The following is a 19325-nucleotide window of genomic DNA, read 5'->3' as shown; positions in this document are numbered from 1 at the left end:
GCGCCGCATCGTGGTTCACGAAGCGGTCCCGCTGCTCATTTCGGCGGCGATTTCCGCGGCGAGCCGCGCGTTGTTGCGCACCAGCGCGATATTGGCGTCAAGCGACCGGCCGTCGGTCAGCTCAAAGATGCGTTGCAGCAGGTATGGCGTCACGCCCTTGCCGGTGATGCCATGCGCCTCCGCATCTGCGGTTGCGCGCGCAATGATCGGGGTCAGCGTGTCCCGGTCAATCTCGGCCTCGCGGGGGATCGGGTTGGCGATCAGCTGCCCACCCGGCAGGCCAAGTTTTGCGCGCATGACGTGCGCGGCGGCGATTTCGCCCGCGCTATCCATGCGCAAAGGCGCCTTCAGGCCCGCGCTGCGCGACCAGAAGGCGGGCATGTAGTCCTGCCCATATGCGATGACCGGCACGCCTTGGGTTTCCAGCACTTCGAGCGTTTTGGGAATATCGAGGATCGCCTTGGCCCCGGCGGCAACAACGGTCACAGGCGTCTGCGCCAGCTCCATCAGGTCGGCGGAGATGTCAAAGCTGGTCTCGGCCCCCTTGTGCACGCCACCGATGCCACCCGTGGCAAAGACGCCGATGCCGGCGACGCGGGCGGCGATCATCGTGGCGGCAACCGTTGTGGCACCTGTGCCTCGGGTCGCCATGCACGCGGCCATATCGGCGCGGCTCAGCTTGGCCACGTTTTCCGCCTGTGCCAGCGCCTCAAGCTGCGCTTCGGTCAGACCCACATGCAACGTGCCATCCATCACGGCCATCGTCGCGGGCACCGCACCCGCCGCACGCACGTCCGCCTCGACCTGCCGCGCGACCTCAAGGTTCTGTGGCCATGGCATCCCGTGTGTGATGATCGTGCTTTCGAGGGCGACAACGGGTGCGCCGCTGGCCAATGCGTCGGCGACATCTGGCGATGGGGTAAACAGGGTCATCCGGGGGTCTTTCCTGAAACATAGTTTGCGGCGGCATCCAGCGCCTGTTCGAGGGCCGCAGGCCCGTCCAGACCGCGCAATTCGGCAGCGATGTGCGCGGCCATGAACGTATCGCCCGCGCCGGTCACGCGCGTCACCAGCACCTGGGGTGGCTTTGCGCTGTTGAGCCCTTGGGCCGTGCCTTCGGTGGCAACGCCGCCCCCGTCGGTCACAAGCACGCGTTCCGCACCCCGGTCCAACACGCCGCAGGCCGCATCGGTGGAGGTGTCAAAACTGCGCTGGCAGAGGATCCCCGCCTCTTCGAGGTTCACATAGAGTGTGCCGCGCCCATGGGTGAGGAAGGGGGCCAGCCGTTCAGCCTTTCCCGGAGAGGCGGGGGCCACACGCAGGTCGGCTTGCCCCAACAGGGGGCTTGTGGCGATTTCGTTCAGCAGGTCGATGGTCAGGTTGCCATCAAGGGCGACCGGCCCGGCAAAGGGCGCCGCCTCAGACGCCAGGGTGCCGTCCGTCAAGGGATACAGGATCTTGGCCCCTGCATTTTCCAGCGAATGGGCGTCGGCAATGGCAGCAATCAGGCCATTTGCGCCTTCGACCGCCATGTACTGGTCCGTGGGCAGATCGTCCGAGCGGTAAACAGTGTCGGTGATCAATCCGCGTGCGGCACAGGCGCGGATCAGCTCGTCGCCTTCGGGGTCGCGTCCAATGGATGTCAGCAGGGCGGGCGTCAGCCCGAACCGGGCAAGAGTCATGGCGATGTTCATCGCCACGCCACCGGGCAGACGGGTGATCCGGCCCGGCACGTCAGACCCCTGGCGCATGGCCAGAGGCGCGCGGCCAATCACGTCCCAGAGGACGGAGCCGATGCAGAGAATATCAGGGGTGCGCGTCATGGCCCGGTTGTGCATCGCCACCACGCCAAGGGCAAGGGACTACTGTGCGGGCACCGCAAAGGTCAGCGCGGCCCAGTGCGTGTCCCACACCGCCTTGTCGTGATCCTTGATCGGCTCGAGGATCACCGCGTCAAAGAGATAGGCGTGCCCCGGTGTCACCGGAATGGCCGCGATGCCGTTTTCATCGGTGCGGTACAGGGTAATCGTCACAGTATCATCCGGGGCGCGGTCGAAAACTTCGACCTGTACACGGGCACGCGGCGTGTCGCGGTCAAAGACCTGCACCTGCATCGTGCCGTCAAAACCGGAATCATAGGGATTGGTCAGGGCCACGAATTCCGTCCGCATCTTGTGATGGGTGTCCTGCCCCCGACCGTCACCCACGGCGATCAGCGCCTTGGCATGTCGTGTGTAGCGTTCGCGAAACGGCGGGTCGGAAAAGCCAAGCGCGGTGTGCTGCGCGCGCCAATCCGCGAAATCCTTGTGATCGGCGAATTTCTGGAACTTTTCCCAGGTGGGATAGGTGACGAAGGACGGCGTGGTTTCGTGGATCACAACCGTGAGCCCGTCCGCAGGTGCAGGCAGGTTCAGCGCCGGATTGTCCCCGAGGCGCGGTGTCACGGTCTCTGCCGTGCCGCCCGCAATCAATTCGTACCGCGCCACGCTGCGTTCAAAGTAACCCAGCGATACGCCCTCAAAGGCTTCGCCGTTCTTGAACCGTGCCACCAGGTCGTCGCCTTCGGCCACTTGATAGCGTTCCGGCTCGATCCAGAACTCATGCGCAGTTGCGTCTGCGGCGCATATGGCGCACCAAGCGATAACAGCGAAACGGGTGAGGATCATGGGGATGCCTTTGCACAAACTGAGCACAAGCCTGTGGCATTGGGCGGCGGTGTCAAGCCTTTGGCTGACATTGTCGGTGAGCAACGCGGCCGCTCACGAAGTTGTGCCCACCATCGCGGATCTGACCGTGGAGGCGGGGCAGGTCACGATGATCCTGCAGGTCAACATCGAGGCGCAGCTGTCGGGCATTGACCTCGACGCGGTGCAGGACACGGATACGGCAGACAACGCGGCGGATTATGACGTGCTGCGGGCGTTGTCCGGGGATGCGGTTGCAAACCGGGTGCCGGATCTTGCGGCGCGCTGGAATGCAGTGCCGCTTGTGGACATGGGCGGTGCCGTTGCGTTGACCGTGCAATCCGTGACCGTGCCGGAGGTTCCCAACGCCGAGTTGCCGCGCATCTCCGAAGTGGTGATGTTTGGCGCGGCCCCTGAGGGCATCGGCAGTGTTGAGGTCGCATGGCCTGCGGGGGCCGGTGATCTGGTGTTGCGCCAGCAGGGTGTCTCGGAGCCCTATACCGGCCTGATCTCCGGGGGCGGGTCCAGCGGACCCATTGCGGTGTCGGACGCAGCGGGTGGCAGTTGGTGGCGCAGCCTCATGGATTACGTCCTGGGCCGGGGTTGATCACGACACCATGTCCAAAAGGGGTGCTGACGCGACCTAGCCCAGAGGTGCCAGCAGGGCGCTGAGGGCCTCTACGGGATCGTCTTGTGTCCAGATTTCTTCGCCAATGGCGAGAAAGTCGGTGATCTGGGCCAGCGACGTGACATGCGCGGCGGTCATGCCGCCTTCGGCGACCACGGGGACTTCGATCATTTCGGACCACCAGGCGAACAGATCCAGCGCAGCCGCGTCTTCGCCCGAGAGCGCCGTGACCGGGCCGAACGACACATAATCAGCCCCCGCTTCGCCGGCGGTCATACCGTCATGGCGCGACGTGCCGCAAAAGCTGCCGACGATGGCATCGGGTCCCAACGTCTTGCGCGCGTCGCGGACCGAGCGCGCGGCATCCGTCAGATGCACGCCGTCGAGACCCAGCCGCGTGGCCAGACCCACATGATCATCCACCACGATGGCCACATCGCGGGCATGGGCCACGGCGCGGCAGGCATCGGCGGCGCGCGCGATGCGGTCTTCGTCACGGGTGGCGAGGGCCAGCCGCAGGCAGGCCGCGGGATGTGCGTCGAGCACACGTGCCAGCGTGTCAGGGAATTGCGACAGCTCGAAGACGGGCGGCGTCAGCAGGTAGAGTTGCGGCTGCTCTGGCTGGCTCATTGGCGTGGTCCTTTTGATTTGCGCGCAGCACTAGCGGAAAGTGTGGGGATTTGAAACTTTTATGCCTCCGGCGGGAGTTTATTTGGCGAGATGAAGAGGGTTGTCGCGCCGCGCGTGCTTGCGGTAGAGGCCGCGCATGACACCCACATTTGTACTGACGCGGCCCCAGATGGGCGAGAATATCGGCGCATCCGCGCGGGCCATGCTGAATTTCGGCGTGGATAGGATGCGGATTGTGGACCCGCGGGATGGCTGGCCGAACCCGGCCGCCGTGGCGATGGCAAGCGGCGCGGGGCGGGTTCTGGATGCGGCGCGGGTGTACGGGGATGTGGCCGGTGCGCTGGCCGATTGCACCTATGTCTATGCCACGACCGCGCGCCCGCGCGACATGACCAAGGACGTGTTCAGCCCTGAAGCGGCAATGCAGGACGCGGCACGGCGCATTGCGGACGGGGGCCATGTGGCGGTGATGTTCGGGCCGGAGCGCGCCGGGCTCGAAAACGAGGACATCGTGCAGGCCAATGCGATCATCTCGGTGCCGGTGAACCCGGAATTTCCGTCGCTGAACCTGGCGCAATGCGTGTTGCTTGTGGGTTATGAATGGATGCGGGCGCGCGGCGAGGTCGTGCACAGGACCACCGAGATGGCCGGCACGGATTGGGCCAGTGTGGAAGAGATCGACCACCTGGCGCGGCATTTCGAGGAACGGCTGGAGGAGGCGGGGTTCTTTTTCCCCGAGCACAAGGCGGCCAGCATGAAGGTCAATCTGCGCAATCTGTGGAGCCGGATGCCGCTCACCCGGTCCGATGCGCAGACCCTGCACGGCATGCTGCGTCAGATGGTCCGCTGGGCAAACCGCCGCTGACGCTGGACGCCCCCGTGCGCGCGACATAGGTTGCGTGGCAACAACGGATGAGGCTGGTTCATGGCAAAACAGCGCAGCATTTTCGAAGAGGTTGGCACCACCGAGAAACAGGTGGCCGAAGCGGGTGTGATCGACCGCGGGCGCGGCGGTGCGCGCGGTGCGATCCGCGTGTGGCTGATGATGCTGTTTGTGCTGGTGGTGGTGATGATTGCGGTGGGCGGGCTGACACGGCTGACCGACAGCGGGCTGAGCATCACCGAATGGCGGCCCATCACCGGGGCGATCCCACCGCTAAGTGCTGCGGATTGGGAGGCAGAGTTCGACCTTTATAAGCAGATCGACGAGTGGCGCATCCAGAACCAGTGGATGACCATGGCCGATTTCAAGGTGATCTATTGGTGGGAATGGGGGCACCGGCAGTTGGGTCGGGTGATCGGTCTGGTCTGGGCCGTCGGGTTCCTCTGGTTCCTTGTGCGGCGTCAGATCCCCACAGGCTGGACGCCGAAGCTGCTGGGGATTGGCGTATTGGGCGGCATTCAGGGCGGCATCGGTTGGTGGATGGTAGCCAGCGGTGTGACCAGCGGCGAAGGCATGGTGGATGTGGCAAGCTACCGGCTGGCCACGCATCTGGGCCTTGCCTTTGTGATACTCGGGTTCATCGCGTGGTTCACCTTTCAGTTGGGGCGGCCCGAGCGGGACCTGATGCAGGCGCGGCGCAGCAAGGAGGCCCGGCTGTTTTCTATCACGACGGGCCTCATGCATTTCGCGTTCCTGCAGATCCTGATCGGTGCGCTGGTGGCGGGGATTGACGCGGGGCGCAGCTATACCGACTGGCCGTTCATGGGGGGGCAGGTGTTTCCGCCGAGCGCGTTTATCCTCGAGCCGGTGTGGCGCAATTTCTTTGAAAGCCCAGGCCTGGTGCAGTTCATTCACCGCGTTGCGGGATATCTGCTGGCAGCCTTCGCCGTGGTTGTGTGGCTGCGCGGGCGTCGGTCGGCCCATGACCGGACCCGCGGCGCGTATAACGCCATGTTTGCGGTGCTGGCCTTGCAGATCCTTCTTGGCATCATGACCGTGCTTTACGCCGCACCATGGCCACTGGCGATTGCGCATCAGTTTGTGGCGGTGGTTTTGTGGGTGCTCATCCTGCGGGCGCGCTTTCTTGCGGGCTATCCTGTTGCAACTTCGATCCGGGGAACGGTGTGATGACGGCATATGACGACTTGATGGCCTTTGAGCATGACACGCAGGCGCTTGCACAGGTGGCCGGGCGGCTGGGATGGGATCAGGAAACGATGATGCCGCGCGGCGCGGCCCCGCAGCGTGGCGAAGAGATGGCGGCGTTGGAAAAGGTGCTGCATGCACGGCGCACATCGGCGCAAGTCGGTGATTGGCTGGCCGCGATAGACGGGGCCGGGCTCGACGCGGTGGCGCAGGCGCAACTGCGCGAAATCCGCCGCAGCTATGACCGCGCGTCAAAGGTGCCGGGTGATCTGGCGGCGGAAATTGCCAAGGTCACGTCGACCGCACAGGGCAAATGGGCCGAGGCGCGCGGTGCGGACGATTATGCAGCCTTTGCGCCGGTGCTGGAGCAAGTCATCGCCCTCAAACGGCAGGAGGGGCAGGCGCTCGCCCAGGGCGGCGACGTCTATGATGCGATGCTGGCGGATTACGAACCGGGCACGACGGCCGCAGACCTCGAGGTGATGTTCGGTGCGCTGCGCCCTGCGTTGACGGAATTGCGTGGCGCGATCCTCGATGAGCCGGCACCGGCGGGGGTGACAGGCACGTTCGATGAGGCCGCACAATTGCAGCTGAGCGCGCTGCTGGCGCGCACCTTTGGCTATGACGAAAGCCACGGGCGCATCGACAAGGCGGTACACCCGTTTTCGTCCGGTTCAGGGCTGGATGTCCGGATCACGACGCGGACCAATCCGACCGATCCGTTCAACTGTTTCTATTCGACCATCCACGAGGTCGGGCACGCCTGTTACGAGCAGAACATTGATCAAGCCTATCTGCTGACGCCGCTGGGGCAGGGCGTGTCGATGGGCGTGCACGAGAGCCAGAGCCGGATTTACGAAAACCAGCTGGGCCGCAGCCGCGCCTTTACCGGGTGGCTCTACGGTCAGATGCGCGATGCGTTTGGGGATTTCGGGATCGCGGATGAAGACGCGTTTTATGCTGCGGTGAATGCGGTCTCGAACGGGTATATCCGGACCGAGGCCGATGAGGTGCAGTATAACCTGCACGTGCTTCTGCGGTTTGACCTGGAACGGGCATTGATGTCCGGCGATCTGACGGTGGGTGATCTGGAAGCGGCGTGGAATGACCGGTTTGCCGCGGATTTCGGGTATGACGTGGATCGCACGTCGAACGGTGTGTTGCAGGACGTGCATTGGTCCGTGGGACTGTTCGGCTATTTCCCGACCTATTCGCTGGGCAATGTCTATGCCGGGTGCCTTTATGCTGCGCTGCGCGAGGCGGTGCCGGGGCTCGATGATCAGCTGGCGGCGGGAGATCTGAGTGCGGCAACCGGATGGCTGCGGGACGGGTTGCAGACCCATGGCGGCCTGCGCAGCCCGCGGGACACCATTGCCCATGCCAGCGGCATGACACCGGGGCCTGAGCCGCTTTTGACCTATCTCAAGGCGAAGTTTCAGGCGCTCTATCGGCTGTAACCCGCCGCCATCCGGCTGTTCCCCGCCGTTGATGCGGCGGATCGGAAATTCCCCGTGTCTTTGCGCCACGTATCCCTACCGTTTGGCAGTGTAACCAATGGGTGAGGATCAACCATGAACCGTTTTATGATTACTGTGGCTGTTGCCGCGTCGGTATTCGCAGTGGCTGACGCGCAGGCGCAGACTGTTGCGACAACGCAAGCGAGCGTCGAGGGCGCGTCGGGCGTGCAGACCTATTCCGTGCGCGTCGTTGGGGCGAATGGTCAGGCCTATAATTGCCGTCCGGATATCGTGACCGTGGACGGGACGCCCACGCGCCTGTGTCGCAGGGCCACCGCTGGCGGGTCAACGACCGGTGGAAACGCGCTGCAAGGGGGCACACTTGGGGTCGGTGGCGCGATCGGTGCGGGCATCATTGCGATTGCGCTGGTGTCGGGATCGGACGGCACGACGACAACCACAACCGGCACGCCGTAAGCAGAGAGGCGCGGCGGAACCTTTGACCGCCGCGCAGTTGATCCTGCGGAGCGGGCCCGTGGCCCGCACGACATGTTTGGAGATATCTGAACCCTGAGCCCGCGCAGCTATAGGTCGCGCGGGTTGTGATCGTCAGGTTTCGGCGTCTTCTTCGTCACCCTGATCTGCGATCCAGGCGACGCTGACGACTTCTTCGCCCTTGCCGGTGTTGAACACCTTGACCCCGCCCGCGCTGCGCGAGCGGAAGCTGATGCCGTCGACGGGCACGCGGATCGACTGGCCCTTGGACGTGGCCAACATGATCTGATCGTCCATCTCAACCGGGAAGGACGCAACGATATCGCCGGTTTGCATCCGTTTGTCCCAGGCCGTCACACCCATGCCACCGCGACCGCGGAGGGGATAGTCGTGGGACGAGCTGAGCTTGCCCGCGCCGCCTGCGGTGATCGTCAGGATCAGGTTTTCGGCGGCAGACATCGCGGGGTAGTCGATTTCCACGCTTGGGTTGGCAACGGCCTCTTCGTCGTCGGAGACCTCTTCCGTGAGGCCCGCCATGGCCCGGCGCATCTTGAGATAGGCGGCACGTTCGTCCGATGTCGCCTCGAAATGGCGGATCACGGACATGGACACCACGCGGTCATCGCCCGACAGCTTGATGCCGCGTACACCGGTGGAGGCGCGGGAGTTGAACACGCGCACATCATCGGCGCGGAAGCGGATCGCGCGGCCCGAGTTTGTGACCAGCATCACATCGTCCTCATTGGACGCGATGCGGGCATTGATCAGGGACCAGCCTTCGCTGTCGCCCTCGAACTTCATCGCGATCTTGCCGTTGCGCATCACGTTGGTGAAGTCGCTGAGCTTGTTGCGGCGCACCGTCCCGTGGTCGGTGGCAAAGACCACCTGCAAATCGTCCCAGTCGTCCTCGTCCCGGTCCACGGGCATGATGGCGGCGATGCTGACGCCTTGGGGGATGGGCAGGATGTTCACGATCGCCTTGCCCTTGGACGTCCGGCCCCCTTGCGGCAGGCGCCAGGTCTTGAGTTTGTAGACCATGCCATCGGTGGTGAAGAACAGTAGTTGCGTGTGCGTGTTGGCCACGAAGAGGGTGGTGATCACGTCCTCTTCCTTGGTCTGCATACCCGACACGCCTTTGCCGCCGCGTTTCTGGCTGCGGAAATCGGCGAGGGCGGTGCGTTTGATGTAGCCGCCGGAAGTCACGGTCACGACCATGTCCTCGCGCTCGATCAGGTCCTCGTCCTCCATGTCGCCGGACCAGTCGACGATCTCGGTGCGGCGGGGCACGGCAAAGAGGTCTTTGACCTCGTTCAGCTCGGTCGCGATGATGCCCATGATGCGTTCGCGGCTGCCCAGAATTTCGAGGTATTCCTTGATCTTGGCTGCGAGCTCTTCGAGCTCATCCGTGACCTCTTTGACCCCGATCTGGGTCAGGCGTTGCAGGCGCAGATCAAGGATCGCGCGGGCCTGAATTTCCGTGAGGTTATAGGTGCCGTCGTCGTGCATTTTCGACAGCGGGTCGTCGATCAGGCGCAGGTAGCCTTCGATCTCGGCGGCGGGCCAGCGGCGCTCCATCAGCTTGGCGCGCGCTTCGGCGGCATCAGCAGAGGCGCGGATGGTGGCGACCACTTCGTCCACGTTGGAGACGGCGACGGCGAGACCACAGAGGATGTGGCTGCGGTCGCGGGCCTTGCGCAGGTCGAACGCGGTGCGGCGGATCACAACCTCTTCGCGGAAGTCGAGGAATGAGGTGAGGAAGCGGCGCAGGGTCAGCTGCTCCGGTCGGCCACCGTTCAGGGCGAGCATGTTGCAGCCAAAGGAAGTCTGCATCGGCGTGAACCGGAAGAGCTGGTTCAGGACAACCTCGGCGGTGGCGTCGCGTTTCAGCTCGACCACCACGCGCACGCCGTTGCGGTCGGATTCGTCCTGCACATGCGCGATGCCCTCGATCCGCTTGTCACGCGCAGCCTCGGCGATGCGCTCGATCATCGTGGCCTTGTTCACCTGATAGGGGATTTCGTCGATGATTATGGCGTAGCGGTCTTTGCGCAGCTCTTCGACGCGCGTTTTGGAGCGCACGATGACGCTGCCGCGCCCTTCGAGATAGGCTTTGCGCGCGCCGGAGCGGCCCAGCATGATGCCGCCCGTGGGGAAGTCAGGGCAGGGGACGTATTCGATCAGCTGTTCGGAGCTGAGGTCCGGGTCCTCGATCAAGGCAAGGCAGGCATCCACCACTTCGCCCAGGTTGTGAGGCGGAATGTTCGTCGCCATGCCCACGGCAATGCCGCCCGCGCCGTTGACCAGCATGTTCGGAAAGCGCGCGGGCAGGACGGACGGTTCGCGGTCCTTGCCATCATAGTTGTCCTGAAAATCGACCGTATCCTTGTCGATATCGGCGAGAACATAGGCGGCGGGCTTGTCCATGCGCACTTCGGTATAGCGCATGGCGGCGGGGTTATCGCCGTCCATGGAGCCAAAGTTGCCCTGACCATCCAGAAGGGGCAGCGACATGGAAAAATCCTGCGCCATGCGGGCAAGTGCGTCGTAGATCGCGCTGTCGCCGTGGGGGTGGTATTTCCCCATGACATCGCCCACGGGGCGTGCCGATTTGCGGTAGGGTTTGTCGTGCGTGTTGCCGACCTCGTGCATGGCATAGAGGATGCGGCGGTGCACGGGTTTCAGACCATCGCGCAGGTCCGGGATCGCGCGCGAAACGATGACCGACATCGCATAATCCAGATAGGACGTGCGCATTTCATCTTCGATGGAGACGGACGGCCCGTCATACGCGGGCCGGTCTGGCGTCAAATCATCATCGTTTTCAGGGGGTTGTGGCGTGTCGTTCACGTTGATCTGCCCGTTCTGTCGCGTAGCTATATGTTGCGTTTCAGTCTATCAGAAACAGCAGATAAGGTGCAATGGCGGAAGCCCCGCGTTATCAGCAGCCGCCTGCCTGCGGTGCTAATTAACTGTTTTCATTGGAAATTAATTCCTGATGTGCCGGAATGGCGGAAAGGACAACAAAAAGCGAGGGTGCAGATGGTGCAGAGCGAAACGGAATTGATGCTGAAAGGGTACGGGCTGACCACGGCGGAGATGTTCTATGGCATGCCGGATTACACCAATGTGCTGAACAGCTTTGTCTGGCAGGATTACGACCTGGCGCCGGATCATCCAAAGCTTTTCGCGTTCATTGCGTTCTGGCAGGCGCAGATCGAGGGGCCGCTGCATTCGGTGCGGTTCACCCACCGCAAGATGGTGCGTGCGGGCGAGTGGCGGAACGTGACGGGCGAGTTCTATCTGAACTGAGCCGGGGTGTTACCAAAAGGAGCGCCTTTCAGGCGCACGCCATGTTTTATTGGGCATCGCAGAGGCGGTGCGCCTCAGGCCGAACAGCTCGCGCCGCCCAAGACGCAGAATTTGGCGCAGTGGGGGTGGTTCAGCGATACGTCCGCTTCGGCGTCTTTCAGGGATGTGCCCATCTCGAACTGCGGATCGTAAGGCAGGAGGGTGCAGGCGAGCACAGCCGGCGCGGCCGCGCCCTTGCGTTTGACCACCATGCGCGACGAGGAACACATCACCGCGTCGGGGTGTTTGTTCAGAATGCCCCAGCAGGCGGTGGTGATTTCGGGGACTTCGACGGCGGCGTCCATTTCGGGAAACAGCACAGTCATGCCGGGATTGGCGGGATCGATGTCGAACCCTTCCGCCGCGAAGAGCGCACCGTATCCTGCGCGCGCCTCGGCCTCGCTCTCGGCCATTTCGATGCGGCCCGCGATGGCCATCCGCGCCCCTGCATCCCGCAGCCAGCGCATCCCGCGCAGTGTCTTTTCAAAGGCGCCCGCACCGCGTTCGGTGTCGTGTACGGTTCCCGCGTGGTGATCGAGGCTGATCCGGAAGGTGAGTGTGTCGCCGAATTCTGCGATCAGGGCGGTGATGCCGTCCTGCATTTTGGGGCGCATCATCGGGGACATCGCATTTGTCAGAACCAGCACATCATAGCCGCGCGCCAGCGACCGGCGCAGCATCTCGATGATTTCAGGGTTCATGAACGGCTCGCCCCCGGTAAAGGCGATCTCGCGCACGTCCCACTTCCGGTCCTCAAGCTCGGCGAGGTAATCCGACACCTCGTCCGCGGTGATGTAAACCAGCGCGTCATTGGTGGGCGAGCTTTCGATGTAGCAGTTCGCACAGGTGATGTTGCACAGCGTGCCGGTATTAAACCACAGCGTTTCGGGGTGGGTCAGGGACACTTTGGCGCGGGCTTCGCCTTTGGCGGTCACGTCGGGGTCTTGGAACTTGCCGACATTGGCAAGGGCGAGGTCTTTCATCGTGGTCTTTCCGGTGTCAGCTTGGCGTGACGGTAGAGGTAGGTCGAACGGGTGCAAGAGAAAAGCCGCCGTTTGGGCTTTGACGGCTTTGTGATAGGCTCGCAGGCAAAGCGCTGCGGCCCCATGTTTCGTGCTGTGTTTTGCCGTGCGGTTTGACCCGTGTTCGGCGTTGTATAGTGAATTGAATCTGTTACAGATAGCGCAAACATTTTAAGGAGCATGTCATGGTCTCGCGCGTTATCCCGGTTGAGCCTTTTGACCTTGTGATATTTGGCGGCACCGGCGATCTGGCGCGGCGCAAGATCCTGCCCGGTCTCTATCGGCGGTTCTGTGCGGGGCAGATGCCGCAGGATGCGCGCGTGATCGGGGCTGCGCGGGGTGATATGGACGCCGAAGGATACCGCAGCTTTGTCGCCGAAGCGGTAGCAGAGTTCATCGGTGATACGCCGCAGGATGATCTGAACGGATTTTTGCAGCGGCTGGATTACGTGACCATCGACGCGCGTGGCGAAAACGGCTGGCGCGAGATGGCCGCGATGATGCGCGACACTGTCGTGCGCGCGTTCTACTTTTCCGTTGCGCCGAGCCTGTTTGGCGATCTGGCCGAGCGGCTCAATCAACACGGGCTGACCGATGAGGACAGCCGGATCGTCGTGGAAAAACCCTTTGGCCGCGATCTGGCGTCGGCCAAGGCGCTGAACCGCGATCTGGCGGCCTATTTCGACGAGGGGCAGATTTACCGGATCGACCATTACCTTGGGAAAGAGACGGTGCAGAACCTGATGGCGGTCCGCTTTGGCAACATGTTGTTTGAGCCGCTGTGGAATTCGCAATATGTGGACCACATCCAGATCACCGTGGCCGAGACGGTTGGCGTGGGCGGGCGCGGTGAGTATTACGACAAATCGGGTGCGATGCGGGACATGGTGCAGAACCACCTGATGCAGCTGTTGTGCCTGATCGCGATGGAGCCGCCGTCGAAGTTTGACCCGGATGCCGTGCGGGACGAAAAGCTCAAGGTGATCCGGGCGCTTGATCCGGTCGAGGCGCATCACATCGTGCGCGGCCAGTATGAAGCGGGTGCGGACAATCCCAGCTACCGCGAGGCGGCGGGTGATCCGCGGTCGCGCACCGAAAGCTATGTGGCGCTCAAGGTCGGCATCTCGAACTGGCGGTGGGCGGGCACGCCTTTTTACCTGCGCACGGGCAAGCGGCTGCGTGCCCGGTCAAGCGAGATTACGGTGGTGTTCAAGGAGTTGAACCATTCGATCTTTGGCGACGGCGGCGAGCATCGCAATGTGCTGTCCATCCGGTTGCAACCGAACGAGGGCATCACGCTTGGCGTCACGATCAAGGAGCCGGGGCCGGGCGGCATGCGGTTGATCGATGTGCCGCTGGATATGTCCTTTGCCGAGGCGTTGAGCGATGCGGGCGACACCACGGATGCCTATGAGCGGCTGATCATGGACGTGATCCGGGGCAACCAGACGCTGTTCATGCGCGGGGATGAGGTCGAAGCGGCCTGGGCGTGGACCGATCCGATCATCACCGGCTGGGAAACCCGCGGCGACGTGCCAAAACCGTATGAGGCGGGCAGTGACGGGCCCGGTGATGCGGTGCAATTGCTGGCGCGCGACCGCCGCGTCTGGAGAGAGGTGGCCCCATGAAACTGCAGACATATCCCGACCGCGACATGCTGGTCATGGGGCTGGCCGATGTGCTGGCCAGTGAGTTGAAGAACTGTCTGCTGATCCATCCGTGGGCGTCCTTTGTGGTGCCGGGCGGGACGACGCCGGGGCCGATCTTTGACACGCTGTGCGCCGCGGATCTGGAATGGGACCGCGTGCATGTGATGCTCAGCGATGAACGGTGGGTGCCGGAGGATCACGACCGCTCCAACGGGAAGCTGATCAAGGAACGGCTGATGGTGGAACGGGCCGCCGGGGCGAAATTTGTGCCGTTCTACCGCGACGGGATGATGCCGGAGGAGGCGGCGCCGGTCCTGTCGGATGATCTGGCCGAAGAGATGCCCATATCGCTGCTGCTTTTGGGGATGGGCGCGGACATGCATACCGCGTCGCTCTTTCCCGGTGCGGAGGGGCTTGCCGATATTTTGCGGGCGGATGCGCCGTTGGTGGTTCCCGTGACTGTCGAAGGGCAGGAGCCGCGCATTTCCTTTTCCGGACCCGCGCTGGCGGGCGCGATGTCCAAACATCTGGTGATCTTTGGCGCGGACAAGCGCGCGGCACTGGAGCAGGCGATGACGCTTGATCCGCTGGAGGCGCCCGTGCGCGCGGTGTTGGACAATATGACAGTACACTGGGCGGAGTAGGGCCATGTGGGACACGCTGAAGGCGCAGGCGGCGTCGGTTCAGGGGCGGCGGATTGCCGACCTCTTTGATGGGACGCGGGCAGAAGCCTTTGCCGTCGAAACGGCAACGATGCGGTTTGACTATGCCAAGACCAATATCGACGCGGGCACCCGGGACATGCTGTTGGCGTTGGCCCAGGACGCCGGCGTTGCCGAACGTCGTGCGGCCATGTTCGAAGGACTTGCCATCAACGAGACCGAAGGGCGCGCCGTGCTGCACACGGCCTTGCGCAACCTCGACGGCGATCCGGTCATGGTTGACGGGCAGGACGTGATGCCGGGCGTGCTGGACACGCTGGACCGGATGGAGGCCTATGCGGCCGAGGTCCGCAGCAGCGCGATCACGGATGTGGTCAATATCGGGATCGGCGGGTCCGACCTTGGACCTGCGATGGCCGTCCAGGCGCTTAGTCCCTATCATGACGGGCCACGGGTCCATTTCGTGTCCAACGTGGACGGCGCGCATATTGCGGACGTGCTGCGGGGCCTCGATGCAAAAACGACGCTGGTCATTGTCGCATCCAAAACGTTCACGACCATTGAGACGATGACCAATGCGCGCACCGCGCGCGCGTGGATGCTGGATCATGGCGGTGATCCGGCGCAGCAGTTTGCGGCATTGTCCACGAACCTTGAGAAGACGTCGGATTTTGGCATCCCGCCTGAACGCGTCTTTGGCTTTGAGGACTGGGTCGGCGGGCGTTTTTCCATGTGGGGTCCGATTGGTCTGTCGCTGATGATCGCCATTGGCGCAGATGGGTTCCGCGCGTTCCTGCGCGGCGGGCAGGAGATGGACCGTCATTTCCGCGCAGCAGAAGGCACCGACAACATGCCCCTCATGCTGGCGCTGGTGGGCATCTGGCACCGGCAGGTCTGCGGCTATGCCAGCCGCGCGGTGCTGCCCTATGACCAGCGTCTGGGGCAGTTGCCCGCGTATCTGCAACAGCTTGAGATGGAATCAAACGGCAAATCCGTGGCGATGGATGGGAGCCGCGTGCCCGTGGACACCGGCCCCGTTGTGTGGGGCGCGCCGGGCACGAATGGGCAGCATGCGTTTTATCAGCTGATCCATCAGGGCACGTCCGTGATCCCGTGCGAATTCATGGTCGCCGCACGCGGTCATGAGCCAGAACTGGCCCATCACCACGCGCTTTTGATGGCCAATTGCCTCGCGCAATCCGAAGCGCTGATGATGGGGCGCAGCCTTGATGAGGCGCGCGCCAAGGTGGCCGGGGCGTTTGAGGGCGCAGAGTTGGAGCGGCAGGCCGCGCACCGGGTGTTTGACGGCAATCGGCCCTCGACCACGCTGGTCTATGAACAGCTGGACCCGTTCACGCTGGGCCAGATCATCGCGCTTTATGAGCATCGCGTGTTCGTCGAAGGCGTGATCCTCGGCATCAATTCCTTTGACCAATGGGGCGTGGAGCTGGGCAAGGAACTGGCCACCGCGTTGCAGCCGGTGATCGACGGGACCGCCTCGGCAGAGGACAAGGACGCGTCGACACGCGCGCTTGTCGGTTGGCTGCGCGCGCGCGCCTGACCGGCGCTTTTCGCGCGAATCCACTTGCACCCCCGCCTGCGCGCAATGCAGTCTCGTGAAACCGGATCATGAAGTTGGGAGGCGCGCATGCACGGGCAGATGATGAACTATCCCCTGACGATTTCGTCACTGGTGGATCACGCCGCACGCTATCACGGGAGCACCAGCATCTGGTCGGTGGAAACCGCCGGGGGCGTGGTCGAGACAAGCTGGGCCGCGGTCAGCGCGAACGCACGGCGTCTGGCCGATGCACTGGGTCAGCTGGGGTTGGGGCCACAGACCCGCTGCGGCACCATCGCGTGGAATAACCGGCGGCATCTCGAGATCTACTTTGGCGTCTCGGGTGGCGGTTATGTCTGTCACACGATCAACCCACGCCTCTTTCCGGAACAGCTGGTCTATATCATCCACCATGCCGAGGACCGCGTGCTGTTCATCGACCGGACTTTCGTGCCGCTGGTCAAGGCGATCCGGCCACAGATACCGGACGTCGAATACATCGTGCTCATGGAAGGGCGGGACGACGCGCTGGCGGCCGAAATCGAGGGCCTGCTGTTTTACGATGAGCTCATTGCCAAGGGCGATCCGGGGTTCGACTGGCCCGCGCTGGACGAAAATGACGCATCGTCGCTCTGTTATACGTCCGGGACAACCGGACACCCCAAAGGGGTTCTCTATTCCCACCGCTCGACCGTTCTGCACGCGTTTGCGTCGAACACACCCGACTGTATCGGGTTTTCTGCGCGTGATGTCGTGCTGCCCGTGGTGCCGATGTTCCATGTGAACGCGTGGGGCGCGCCCTATGCCTGTGCGCAGGTGGGCGCGCGTCTGGTGCTGCCCGGTCCGGGGCTGGACGGGCCGTCCCTTGTGGGGCTCATCGACAGCTGCAAGGTGACCATCGCCTTGGGCGTGCCGACGATCTGGCAGGGTCTGTTGGGCGCGGCAGAGGCGGCGGGGTCCGGTCTTGAGACGCTCAAGCGGACTGTTGTGGGCGGGTCGGCCTGCCCACCAAGCATGATTGCCACCTTCCGGGACCGCTATGACGTAGAGCTGATCCATGCGTGGGGCATGACAGAGATGTCGCCCCTCGGCACGTCGAACCAGCCGCTGGCCAAGCACCTCGACCTGCCGGTCGCGGAACAACAGGCCTTGCGCGAGAACCAGGGCCGGCCCCCGTGGGGTGTCGAGATGAAGATTGTCGATGATCAGGGCAACACATTGCCCGAAGACGGCGAGACGCAAGGCGATTTGCACGTGCGCGGGCACTGGATCCTCAGCAATTACTACCGCAAGAGCATCGAAAGCACGCTGGAAAACGGCTGGTTCCCGACGGGGGATGTGGCGACGCTGGACCCTGACGGATATCTGTCGATCAAGGATCGGTCCAAGGACATCATCAAGTCCGGTGGCGAGTGGATCAGCTCGGTGGATCTGGAAAACATCGCGCTTGGCCACGAACAACTGGCCGATGCCGCCGTGATCGGCGCGCGCCATGAAAAGTGGGACGAACGGCCGGTTCTGATCGTTGTGCCCGCCGAAGGTGCAACGCCCAGCGAGGCCGACGTGCTGGCCATCTATGACGGTCAGATCGCCAAATGGCAGGTGCCGGACCGGGTGATCTTTGTCGACAGCCTGCCGCGCAACGCAACCGGCAAGGTGTTGAAACGGGACCTGCGCGAGGCGCACGGCGACGTGCTGGTAGAGGGCGGCTAGTCCCCCGCGCGGGGCAGGTACAGCCGCACGGTCGTGCCTGCACCCGGCGTGCTTTCGATGTCCACATCGCCGCCCGACTGCACCGCAAAGCCGCAGACCATGGCCAGCCCAAGCCCGCTGCCCTGTCCGGTGGGCTTGGTCGAAAAGAACGGGTCGCGCACCTTGTCGATGATATCGTGCGGTATGCCAGTGCCCGTGTCGCGCACGACAAACGCCATATAGTCCAGCGTCGCTGAAAGCTGCAGCGCGTCAGGCGGTTTGATCGTGTCAAAGACCTCAACCGTCAGGTTGCCACCGTCGGGCATCGCGTCGCGGGCGTTGATCATCAGGTTGAGCAGGGCAGAGTGCAGCATGGTGTCGTCAATGAGGATCTCGCCCACCTGTGGGGGGCTATGCAGCTGCAAGGTGATGTTGGCGGGCAGGACCCGTGCGGCAATCTCCTCCAGCCGTGCGACCGCGTCCTTGGGATCGACGCGGGTGGGCCACATGGGTGCCTTGCGCCCGTAGCTGGTCAATTGCCGGGTCAGCCGCGCGCCCCGTCGTGATGCGGTCAGGGCCGCTTCGAGGAAATCACGGCGATCCGGTGCTTCGGGATAGGTCTGGAGGAGTTCAAGATTGCCTTGTATCACACTGAGAAGATTGTTGAAATCGTGCGCCACTCCGCTGGTTAACGTGCCCAATGCCTCGACCTTCTGGGCCTGCAGGAACTGTTCGCGCGTTTCCTTCAGTTCCTGATTGGCCCGATCCGCTTCCCACAGGCACACGCCAAAATAGATCGCCAGACACACGCACAGGACCATGACGGACCAGAAATACGGGCCGCCCCACGGGCCGACGAAGAACGACGTGCCAATGACAAATGTCGCGCAGGAGATCGGGATCAGATACGCCAGCCCCAGCACCCAATGACGCGCGCGCAGCAGAAAGATGTTCAGCGCCGCACCGGTCAGCAACACACCGGTCGCGAACTTCCACACGTCGTGGTCCATGAACCAAACGTAAACCGGCAGAATGGCATAGACCGACGCGAGCAAGAAGCTCGCCACCCAGAGCAGGGCAAAGGAGGCCTTGGGGTTGCGCCCGATGGGCCGCGAAACAATGTGCCGTTCGAGCAGCACACAGGCATAGTAGGTCAGCACCCAAACAGGCAGCACGTTCAGCCCAAGCAGCAGCCACCCACAGGTGCATGCCGCGACGACCAACAGCAAACGGATCATGAATTCCAGGTTGAGAACGCGGCCCGTGTTGCGCGCGTCCTCGAAAATAGCGGTTATGCGTGCGGAATCCGGCATCAAACGCGTATCAAATAAAAGGGCTGGGGACCAGGATACTCGTCACTGCCACGCAATGACGTGGCTTAACGTCACCTTACCGCAGATTGCATATT

17 protein-coding genes are annotated in these 19325 nt (G+C 63.3%); 10 read left to right on the top strand and 7 right to left on the bottom strand.

Annotated elements, in window-relative coordinates; genetic code table 11:
* Positions 1–15 precede the first annotated feature (15 nt).
* From ACERHN_RS19470 to ACERHN_RS19460, 3 genes are read right to left on the bottom strand one after another with little or no spacing between them, the layout of a single operon-like run.
* On the bottom strand, positions 16–933 hold the full coding sequence (locus ACERHN_RS19470) for a pseudouridine-5'-phosphate glycosidase (RefSeq protein ID WP_415920668.1): 918 nt from the start codon (positions 931–933) through the stop codon (positions 16–18).
* Positions 930–1823 (bottom strand): PfkB family carbohydrate kinase, encoded by an 894-nt coding sequence (locus tag ACERHN_RS19465; protein WP_415920667.1) that lies wholly within the window; start codon positions 1821–1823, stop codon positions 930–932. Before ACERHN_RS19465 ends, ACERHN_RS19470 begins: the two co-directional genes overlap by 4 nt.
* 39 nt (positions 1824–1862) lie before the next feature.
* Positions 1863–2666 carry a DUF4198 domain-containing protein gene (locus tag ACERHN_RS19460; RefSeq protein ID WP_415920666.1) on the bottom strand — a complete coding sequence of 268 codons (804 nt, stop codon included), beginning with the start codon at positions 2664–2666 and terminating at the stop codon, positions 1863–1865.
* 4 nt (positions 2667–2670) lie between these two features.
* Here ACERHN_RS19460 and ACERHN_RS19455 point away from each other — a divergent pair, with 4 nt between their 5' ends.
* Positions 2671–3291 carry a hypothetical protein gene (locus ACERHN_RS19455; RefSeq protein WP_415920665.1) on the top strand — a complete coding sequence of 207 codons (621 nt, stop codon included), beginning with the start codon at positions 2671–2673 and terminating at the stop codon, positions 3289–3291.
* A gap of 36 nt (positions 3292–3327) precedes the next feature.
* Here ACERHN_RS19455 and ACERHN_RS19450 read toward each other — a convergent pair whose 3' ends face one another.
* Positions 3328–3942 carry a thiamine phosphate synthase gene (locus ACERHN_RS19450; RefSeq protein WP_415920664.1) on the bottom strand — a complete coding sequence of 205 codons (615 nt, stop codon included), beginning with the start codon at positions 3940–3942 and terminating at the stop codon, positions 3328–3330.
* Between the two features lie 136 nt (positions 3943–4078).
* On the opposite strand from ACERHN_RS19450, the gene ACERHN_RS19445 reads away from it, so the two are divergent.
* The 4 genes from ACERHN_RS19445 (at position 4079) to ACERHN_RS19430 (ending at position 7965) form a co-directional block, all read left to right on the top strand.
* Positions 4079–4807, top strand: a complete 729-nt coding sequence (locus ACERHN_RS19445; RefSeq protein WP_415920663.1) for an RNA methyltransferase — start codon at positions 4079–4081, stop codon at positions 4805–4807.
* Positions 4808–4867: 60 nt separating this feature from the next.
* Complete coding sequence (gene ctaA / locus ACERHN_RS19440) at positions 4868–6013, top strand: heme A synthase (RefSeq protein WP_415920662.1); 1146 nt, start codon at positions 4868–4870, stop codon at positions 6011–6013.
* Positions 6013–7488: a carboxypeptidase M32 gene (locus tag ACERHN_RS19435; RefSeq protein ID WP_415920661.1), complete on the top strand. Its 1476-nt coding sequence runs from the start codon at positions 6013–6015 to the stop codon at positions 7486–7488. Before ctaA ends, ACERHN_RS19435 begins: the two co-directional genes overlap by 1 nt.
* A gap of 114 nt (positions 7489–7602) precedes the next feature.
* Positions 7603–7965 carry a hypothetical protein gene (locus ACERHN_RS19430; RefSeq protein WP_415920660.1) on the top strand — a complete coding sequence of 121 codons (363 nt, stop codon included), beginning with the start codon at positions 7603–7605 and terminating at the stop codon, positions 7963–7965.
* 132 nt (positions 7966–8097) lie between these two features.
* Here the strand turns inward: ACERHN_RS19430 and gyrA are convergent, their stop codons facing one another.
* Complete coding sequence (gyrA, locus tag ACERHN_RS19425) at positions 8098–10830, bottom strand: DNA gyrase subunit A (RefSeq protein WP_415920659.1); 2733 nt, start codon at positions 10828–10830, stop codon at positions 8098–8100.
* 192 nt (positions 10831–11022) lie between these two features.
* Here gyrA and ACERHN_RS19420 point away from each other — a divergent pair, with 192 nt between their 5' ends.
* Positions 11023–11292: an usg protein gene (locus ACERHN_RS19420; protein ID WP_415920658.1), complete on the top strand. Its 270-nt coding sequence runs from the start codon at positions 11023–11025 to the stop codon at positions 11290–11292.
* A 74-nt stretch (positions 11293–11366) separates the two neighbouring features.
* On the opposite strand, the gene ACERHN_RS19415 is transcribed toward ACERHN_RS19420, so the two are convergent.
* On the bottom strand, positions 11367–12314 hold the full coding sequence (locus ACERHN_RS19415) for a radical SAM protein (protein ID WP_415920657.1): 948 nt from the start codon (positions 12312–12314) through the stop codon (positions 11367–11369).
* A 224-nt stretch (positions 12315–12538) separates the two neighbouring features.
* On the opposite strand from ACERHN_RS19415, the gene zwf reads away from it, so the two are divergent.
* From zwf to ACERHN_RS19395, 4 genes are all read left to right on the top strand, one after another.
* Positions 12539–13981, top strand: a complete 1443-nt coding sequence (gene zwf / locus ACERHN_RS19410; RefSeq protein WP_415920656.1) for a glucose-6-phosphate dehydrogenase — start codon at positions 12539–12541, stop codon at positions 13979–13981.
* Complete coding sequence (gene pgl, locus ACERHN_RS19405) at positions 13978–14646, top strand: 6-phosphogluconolactonase (RefSeq protein WP_415920655.1); 669 nt, start codon at positions 13978–13980, stop codon at positions 14644–14646. The genes zwf and pgl overlap by 4 nt, the downstream gene beginning before the upstream one ends.
* 4 nt (positions 14647–14650) lie before the next feature.
* Entirely contained in the window at positions 14651–16225 is a 1575-nt protein-coding gene (gene pgi, locus ACERHN_RS19400) for a glucose-6-phosphate isomerase (protein WP_415920654.1), read from the top strand.
* An 87-nt stretch (positions 16226–16312) separates the two neighbouring features.
* On the top strand, positions 16313–17938 hold the full coding sequence (locus tag ACERHN_RS19395) for a long-chain fatty acid--CoA ligase (protein ID WP_415920653.1): 1626 nt from the start codon (positions 16313–16315) through the stop codon (positions 17936–17938).
* Here the strand turns inward: ACERHN_RS19395 and ACERHN_RS19390 are convergent.
* Positions 17935–19230, bottom strand: coding sequence for a sensor histidine kinase (locus ACERHN_RS19390; protein ID WP_415920652.1), 1296 nt, complete (start codon positions 19228–19230; stop codon positions 17935–17937). The two genes, ACERHN_RS19395 and ACERHN_RS19390, sit on opposite strands and share 4 nt — an antisense overlap.
* Positions 19231–19325: the final 95 nt, after the last annotated feature.

It is taken from the genome of Tateyamaria rhodophyticola, assembly GCF_047777875.1.
Lineage (GTDB): Bacteria > Pseudomonadota > Alphaproteobacteria > Rhodobacterales > Rhodobacteraceae > Tateyamaria.
Note: the sequence above shows the minus strand (reverse complement) of the source record. Positions and strands in the feature narration are given on the sequence as shown.

Excerpts from the sequence above, each read along its gene's own strand:
- ACERHN_RS19415 (WP_415920657.1), bottom strand. The coding sequence starts at position 12,314 with ATGAAAGACCTCGCCCTTGCCAATGTCGGCAAGTTCCAAGACCCCGAC.
- ACERHN_RS19390 (WP_415920652.1), bottom strand. The coding sequence starts at position 19,230 with ATGCCGGATTCCGCACGCATAACCGCTATTTTCGAGGACGCGCGCAAC.
- pgl (WP_415920655.1), top strand. The coding sequence starts at position 13,978 with ATGAAACTGCAGACATATCCCGACCGCGACATGCTGGTCATGGGGCTG.
- ACERHN_RS19395 (WP_415920653.1), top strand. The coding sequence starts at position 16,313 with ATGCACGGGCAGATGATGAACTATCCCCTGACGATTTCGTCACTGGTG.
- ACERHN_RS19450 (WP_415920664.1), bottom strand. The coding sequence starts at position 3,942 with ATGAGCCAGCCAGAGCAGCCGCAACTCTACCTGCTGACGCCGCCCGTC.
- ACERHN_RS19460 (WP_415920666.1), bottom strand. The coding sequence starts at position 2,666 with ATGATCCTCACCCGTTTCGCTGTTATCGCTTGGTGCGCCATATGCGCC.
- ACERHN_RS19435 (WP_415920661.1), top strand. The coding sequence starts at position 6,013 with ATGACGGCATATGACGACTTGATGGCCTTTGAGCATGACACGCAGGCG.
- zwf (WP_415920656.1), top strand. The coding sequence starts at position 12,539 with ATGGTCTCGCGCGTTATCCCGGTTGAGCCTTTTGACCTTGTGATATTT.
- ACERHN_RS19465 (WP_415920667.1), bottom strand. The coding sequence starts at position 1,823 with ATGACGCGCACCCCTGATATTCTCTGCATCGGCTCCGTCCTCTGGGAC.
- pgi (WP_415920654.1), top strand. The coding sequence starts at position 14,651 with ATGTGGGACACGCTGAAGGCGCAGGCGGCGTCGGTTCAGGGGCGGCGG.
- ACERHN_RS19445 (WP_415920663.1), top strand. The coding sequence starts at position 4,079 with ATGACACCCACATTTGTACTGACGCGGCCCCAGATGGGCGAGAATATC.
- ACERHN_RS19455 (WP_415920665.1), top strand. The coding sequence starts at position 2,671 with ATGCCTTTGCACAAACTGAGCACAAGCCTGTGGCATTGGGCGGCGGTG.
- ctaA (WP_415920662.1), top strand. The coding sequence starts at position 4,868 with ATGGCAAAACAGCGCAGCATTTTCGAAGAGGTTGGCACCACCGAGAAA.
- ACERHN_RS19470 (WP_415920668.1), bottom strand. The coding sequence starts at position 933 with ATGACCCTGTTTACCCCATCGCCAGATGTCGCCGACGCATTGGCCAGC.
- ACERHN_RS19420 (WP_415920658.1), top strand. The coding sequence starts at position 11,023 with ATGGTGCAGAGCGAAACGGAATTGATGCTGAAAGGGTACGGGCTGACC.
- ACERHN_RS19430 (WP_415920660.1), top strand. The coding sequence starts at position 7,603 with ATGAACCGTTTTATGATTACTGTGGCTGTTGCCGCGTCGGTATTCGCA.